Annotated in this window: 7 protein-coding genes and 1 pseudogene; 5 read left to right on the top strand and 3 right to left on the bottom strand. The window is 46.8% G+C overall.

What is annotated here, in order from left to right; translation table 11 throughout:
• Both H6G03_RS39960 and H6G03_RS36835 read left to right on the top strand, forming a co-directional pair.
• A pseudogene (locus H6G03_RS39960) lies at positions 1-70 on the top strand (IS200/IS605 family transposase); the annotation flags it as partial.
• 358 nt (positions 71-428) lie between these two features.
• A complete protein-coding gene (locus H6G03_RS36835; protein ID WP_190475854.1) occupies positions 429-686 on the top strand; it encodes a chlororespiratory reduction protein 7 in 258 nt (85 codons plus the stop codon).
• Positions 687-748: 62 nt separating this feature from the next.
• Here the strand turns inward: H6G03_RS36835 and H6G03_RS36830 are convergent, their stop codons facing one another.
• Positions 749-1,309 carry a DUF2854 domain-containing protein gene (locus H6G03_RS36830; RefSeq protein ID WP_190475852.1) on the bottom strand — a complete coding sequence of 187 codons (561 nt, stop codon included), beginning with the start codon at positions 1,307-1,309 and terminating at the stop codon, positions 749-751.
• A 159-nt stretch (positions 1,310-1,468) separates the two neighbouring features.
• Between H6G03_RS36830 and H6G03_RS36825 the strand changes: the two genes are divergently transcribed.
• From H6G03_RS36825 to H6G03_RS36815, 3 genes are all read left to right on the top strand, one after another.
• Positions 1,469-1,831, top strand: a complete 363-nt coding sequence (locus tag H6G03_RS36825) for a zinc ribbon domain-containing protein (protein WP_190475850.1) — start codon at positions 1,469-1,471, stop codon at positions 1,829-1,831.
• Between the two features lie 22 nt (positions 1,832-1,853).
• Entirely contained in the window at positions 1,854-2,111 is a 258-nt protein-coding gene (locus H6G03_RS36820; RefSeq protein ID WP_190475847.1) for a hypothetical protein, read from the top strand.
• Positions 2,112-2,184: 73 nt separating this feature from the next.
• Positions 2,185-2,367: a hypothetical protein gene (locus H6G03_RS36815; RefSeq protein WP_190475857.1), complete on the top strand. Its 183-nt coding sequence runs from the start codon at positions 2,185-2,187 to the stop codon at positions 2,365-2,367.
• A 97-nt stretch (positions 2,368-2,464) separates the two neighbouring features.
• On the opposite strand, the gene H6G03_RS36810 is transcribed toward H6G03_RS36815, so the two are convergent.
• Entirely contained in the window at positions 2,465-2,902 is a 438-nt protein-coding gene (locus tag H6G03_RS36810; protein WP_242057036.1) for a response regulator, read from the bottom strand.
• 403 nt (positions 2,903-3,305) lie between these two features.
• Entirely contained in the window at positions 3,306-5,459 is a 2,154-nt protein-coding gene (gene ppk1 / locus H6G03_RS36805) for a polyphosphate kinase 1 (protein WP_190475845.1), read from the bottom strand.
• Positions 5,460-5,511: the final 52 nt, after the last annotated feature.

The following is a 5,511-nucleotide window of genomic DNA, read 5'->3' as shown; positions in this document are numbered from 1 at the left end:
TATATCGGTTGGCGGCGCACCACTGGAGGTTTTAAAAGAATACATCAGGAATCAGGAAAAGCCGTCCTAGAAGGACGGGGCTTGAATCCCATCATTTTCGGTCAATGACTGGCTCCAAAATTTCTCTGATTTGAGCCAGATCTCGGTCGGGGTCGTTTTGACCCGCAACCGGATTAAAGATCGCAACAGCAGAACGATTCATAGTAAACCCTTTAAGCACTTTTTTTATAGTTTTTTACGATTTTGCAGTCTACAATCAAGTTGCCGATCCCAAGTTACATTTAAATACCTGTAGTTTGCGCGGCCTGAGATTGAAATCTTTTACTTGCTTTTTTCGCAGTTCATTGCTCATTTATTGCCGCGAAAAATTAACCATAAGCAATGAATCTGTCTCAGTTCAAACCTCATAAAGTTATAAAGAACCAAAGATGCCCGATCCTATGATGTTCCAACAGGATGCTTTTGTCGTCCTGGAACCAAACCAACCAGAGCAATTCCTTACACCGTCGGAATTGTTAGAAAAGCTCAAGCAGATTTTGGCGCAGCGACAGGATAATTTGCCACGGGATTTGCAGAAATTTACATCTCTGGAGTCTCAAGCTCAGTATTTGCTCGATACATCCTGCGATCTGGATGTTGGGCCAGGGCAGTACCTACAGTGGTATGCCGTGCGCTTGGAAAAGTGAGGAGCGGGGGAAAGTCAAAAGTCAAAAGTCAAAAGTCAAAATTTTCCCTAAGTTTTCCGTCCCTAGTTCGGAGCTTCTATAGGTGTCGCGATCAGAGTTAAATCGATGCGTGAGGCTTCTGGCTGAGTCAACTCAACTCGCACGCCAGGGCCAAAGAATTTTTCCATTTTTGCCTGCTTTTCTTGCCAAACTTCGAGGGGTAGGTCGGGGGACTCAAATTCCAGCACCAAAGCGTAAGCACTGTCTACTTCAGTTTCTCGCAGGCCGACGATCGTTGGCCGTTTTTCGTCGGAAGGGCTCAGACCCAGCTGAGCGAGAGGTCTGTCGAAATGGGTATCCTGACCGTAGCTGTGGCGAGTTAAATCTTTGCGAAGCTTGTTTTGCGTCAAGGTCGCTTGCTGCTTTCGCAGTTCCAGCACGTTCGGAGGTGTCGGTTGAGTAAAGGGTATAGGTTTGAGTTCATTCGCCTTGAGAGCCAGTCCTCCCAGGAGGAGAGGAAAGCCGTAAAAGAATCCCACTAGGTTGAGTGTGGCATTATCGGCAAAGTAAGCTGCAAATCCAACTATAGTTAGAATGCTGCCCAGACTTAAGCCTAATGTTGCCAACGAAGTTTGACGTAACATATTAGTTGGGTAGTTAAATCACCAATCCTTATAGAATAAGGGGGTTTGGATGAAATCTAAAACCCCTGCCTCTACAGCTTGGTGTTTTAGATTTAGCCAAGTAAATTTAAAGTGGTAGACGTATCGTAAATTTACGATCTCCCCTCGACCCTACCCGATTTGGTAGCTTTAGAAGATCTGCAAGTGGGAAAAATGGTGAAAAACCATCACCTAGCTAAATCGATTTCCGATATAGCCCAGTTAAGATTTCGTCAGTGGTTGGAGTATGTGGGAAAGATTTTTGGTGTAACGGTAATTGCTGTGGCACCTCATTACACTTTCCAGGAATGTTCCTGTTCTGGTGAAATTCTGAAACATTCCCGAGATCCCGGCTTTCCCAGATGTCTTCACTGTGGGGATGTGGAAGAGCGGGATGTCAAAACCAACAAAAATATTTTAAGAGCAGCGTTATGTCAACAAAGCCGAGTCAACACTCATCCAGATGGTTTGCTCCACAACAAAGTTCCTGACTCATCGCCGTAATTTTTAAAGTGTGGGCTTAAACATGACTGGAGATGGAAATCAGAATGGCACTCAAGAGCGTACCTTACTAGAGCAGATCAACTCGCTCAAGCGGGAGGACGAAACGCTTTATAATATCCTAGCGGTAGATGTTTGGGCTCTTGCCAAAACTATGGATGAGTTTCAACCTGGGTTTTGGGCGGCGTTTATGAAAAATCGGGAAAAAGCACTCAAGCGGTTTATTGCCGAATCGAGCAAAAACAAGCATACGGATACCGATCGGCCTCCTTTTTTGCGGTAAAGAGGGGAGATGCGATCGACAGACCGCTACTCTCTTTTAAACTTGAGGTGTAAGCGAGCGAAAAAAAAATATGATGGAGCCACAAACAATTAAAGAACGAATTTCCTTGATTGAAAGCAAGCGCGAAGCTTTGTTACGGCTTCTGGAACAGCCAGACTTGGGAACTCTGAGAATTGATGTCAACCAAGCGCTGGAAGAAATGGACGATTTGATCGATGAATTTAAACGCACTTTTCCCGATGCGGAAGTAAGTTAACTGCTCATAGCCCTGCCTGGTAACCAGGTATGGCGTGATGCGGAAAGCCCCCGTGATTTATGCGGGGGAGTGTCAAACTTGGCAACCGCTAACACCATCAAGTACCACTGCCATTCCGATTCCCCAATTCCTTGACTAGCTCAATCAGTTCGTGGGTGGCAGTTTCTTTGCTGCAAAAGGCATCAACGCTTGGCTTTGGGTTCGTGGCGGTAGCTTGTTGCTCCTCCACGGCTGAGTAAGCGATGATTTGGGCCTGGGGATACATACTTTTGATATATCTAGAAGCGCTCCAACCATCCATGACTGGCATCTGCAAATCGAGGATGATCACGTCAGGGCGATGGTTTTCCACCATTCTAATCGCCTCTTGGCCGTTAGAGGCCAAGCCAACTAGCTCGATATTTTTTTGGCTGGAAAGGGCAAATTTCAAGCTCAGCCGAGTGAGTTCGTGGTCGTCAACCACTAGGACTCGTAAACTGGAACTATCACAACAGGACAACATTACGACCTCAGATGCTTTTCTAATGTCAGACATGGTTACAGTGTACGTTTGCTTATCGGTCTGCTTCATCTATCATTTGAGCGAATCAATAAATTAATTCTTTACTTGTTAGAGAAGCTTCCATACCATGTTATATAAAGATTTAATTCTTAAGAAATGCTTAACGTAACAATACTGATGTTTAAATTCGATTTTTTTCGGTGTAATTGCGGTTAATTTTTGACTGGGCGCAGAAGATCGCTTTATTTTACGTATATTCACGGGTATAACGTTGCCCCAGATGTTTGGAACGGTTGGAAATTGGTAATTACGGCAAAGAGTATGAGGCGATCGAGCAATGGAAAAGAAAGGCGGGAATCCCGCCCTTCGAGAGTTTTGAGTGCCAAAATTATCTATATCGTCTGTTTTTGAGATTCCAGAGCTTGGTAGCTAAACCTTAAGCTGTTCCACCTGAAGAAAGAGCCATTTCCATCAAAATGGCTTGTGCATTTTGCTCGCTGGCGCTATCGGTGGGACGGCGTTGGATGTAACTGCCATCAGGCTGTAATTCCCAAGCTTTGCGGTTATCTGCGAGCATAATTCCCAAAATTTCTTGTAAATCTTTGGCAAGATTTGCATCTTCTACAGCTACGATCGCCTCTACGCGGCGATCGAGGTTGCGAGTCATCCAATCGGCGCTGCCGATGTAGACTTCCTCTTGACCTGCATTATGAAAATAATAGATGCGCGAGTGTTCCAAAAAGCGACCGACAATGCTGATAATGCGGATATTTTCGCTCACGTCTGGTAAGCCCGGACGCAGACAGCATACTCCTCGCACGATCGCATCGATTTGAACGCCGGCACGGGAAGCTTCGTAGAGAGCAGCAATAATCTTGGGATCGACCAGTGAGTTCATCTTGACGACAATGCGACCGGAATGACCTTTTTGACAATGTTCCGCTTCTCGCAGAATCAGAGAAGTCATGCGATCGCGCAGGTTTACAGGTGCTACCATCAGCTTGCGGTAAGACCGCTGTCGCGAGTAACCTGTTAAATAATTAAACAAATCCGTCAGATCTGCTCCCAATTCTTCACGACAGCTTAGCAATCCCAGATCAGTATAAATACGGGCAGTTTTGGGGTTATAGTTGCCAGTACCGATGTGGACGTAGCGGCGAATGCGATCGTCTTCCCGACGTACTACCAGTACGACTTTGGTGTGAGTTTTCAAACCGACCAAACCGTACACGACATGAACTCCAGCTTGTTCCAGCTTGCGTGCCCAGATGATATTGTTTTCTTCATCAAAGCGAGCTTTGAGTTCTACCAGCACCGCCACCTGTTTGCCATTTTCTGCGGCTGCAATCAAAGCATTGACGATCGGCGAATCTCCAGAAGTGCGGTAGAGAGTCATTTTAATCGCCAGAACGTTTGGGTCGTGTGCGGCTTGGGTGATGAAGCGCTGCACGGTAGCGGCAAAAGAGTGATAGGGGTGGTGTAACAGCAAATCCGAGGCGCGAATGACGCTGAAAAAATCTTCTCCTTCTTCTGTATCCCTTTGGAAATGAGACCCATCGGGTTCGACGATGCGGCGCACGCGGGGGGGTACTACTGGAGTCCAGGCAGGATCTTTGAGTTCTGGTAGGGGCAATTCCATAAATGCCATTAAATCGCCCAGTCCCAGCAAACCTTCTACTTCATAGACTTGGTTCTGGTTCAAAGATAATTCTTGCATTAAAGTTTGGCGTACCGGATCGGAGGTAGTGGCTTGAATTTCCAGACGCACTACCGATCCTGCCAAGCGACGTTTGCGGAGTTCTTGTTCGATCGCTAAAAGCAAATCTTCGGCTTCGTCTTCTTCTACTGTCAAGTCGGCGTGGCGAGTAATTCGGAACGGATGGCATTCCTGAATATTCATACCGGGAAACAATGATGCCAAATTATGGGCAATTACTTGTTCCAGAGGAACTCCCGTCCAGATATCGGTACTATCCCGCAATTCTTCCGGCAATCGTAAAAACCGGGGCAACATCTTCGGGACTTTAACGCGGGCAAACAATTCCTCTCCGGTGTCCGGGTCTTGAACTACGACGGCAAGATTGAGACTGAGATTGGAAATATAAGGAAAAGGATGACCGGGATCGACAGCAAGAGGAGTCAGTACGGGAAAAATTTGCTCTTCAAAATAATTTTGCAGGTAAATGCGCTGTTCCTGATTTAAGTCCATGTAGTCGAGGATATGGACTCCGCGTTTAGCCAGTTGGGGTCGCAATTCTTGCTCGAAGTGTTGATGCTGTTGGGTAACGAGGGGGCGCAGCCGCTGACCGATCAGATCGAGTTGTTCGCTGGGTGTCCGACCGTCGGGAGTGGGGCGACTTACGTTTGCTTCTACTTGTTGCTTGAGACCGGCGACGCGAACCATGAAGTACTCATCTAAATTCGAGCTGAAAATCGCCATGAATTTTAGGCGTTCTAGCAGGGGAGTGCGGGGATCGATCGCTTCGTGGAGAACCCGGTGATTGAACTCTAACCAGCTCAATTCCCGGCTGAAGTAATATTGGGGATCGCGAAGGTTGATGGCGGTTGTGGTTTTTTTGGTTTTAGCCATGATTTCGGGAGGTATAGCTAGGGCTAGGGGCTAGGGGCTAGGGGCTAGGGGC

Origin of the sequence: Aerosakkonema funiforme FACHB-1375, from assembly GCF_014696265.1 — a bacterium.
Classification (GTDB): domain Bacteria; phylum Cyanobacteriota; class Cyanobacteriia; order Cyanobacteriales; family Aerosakkonemataceae; genus Aerosakkonema; species Aerosakkonema funiforme_A.
This window is presented reverse-complemented; position numbering and strand designations above follow the sequence as displayed.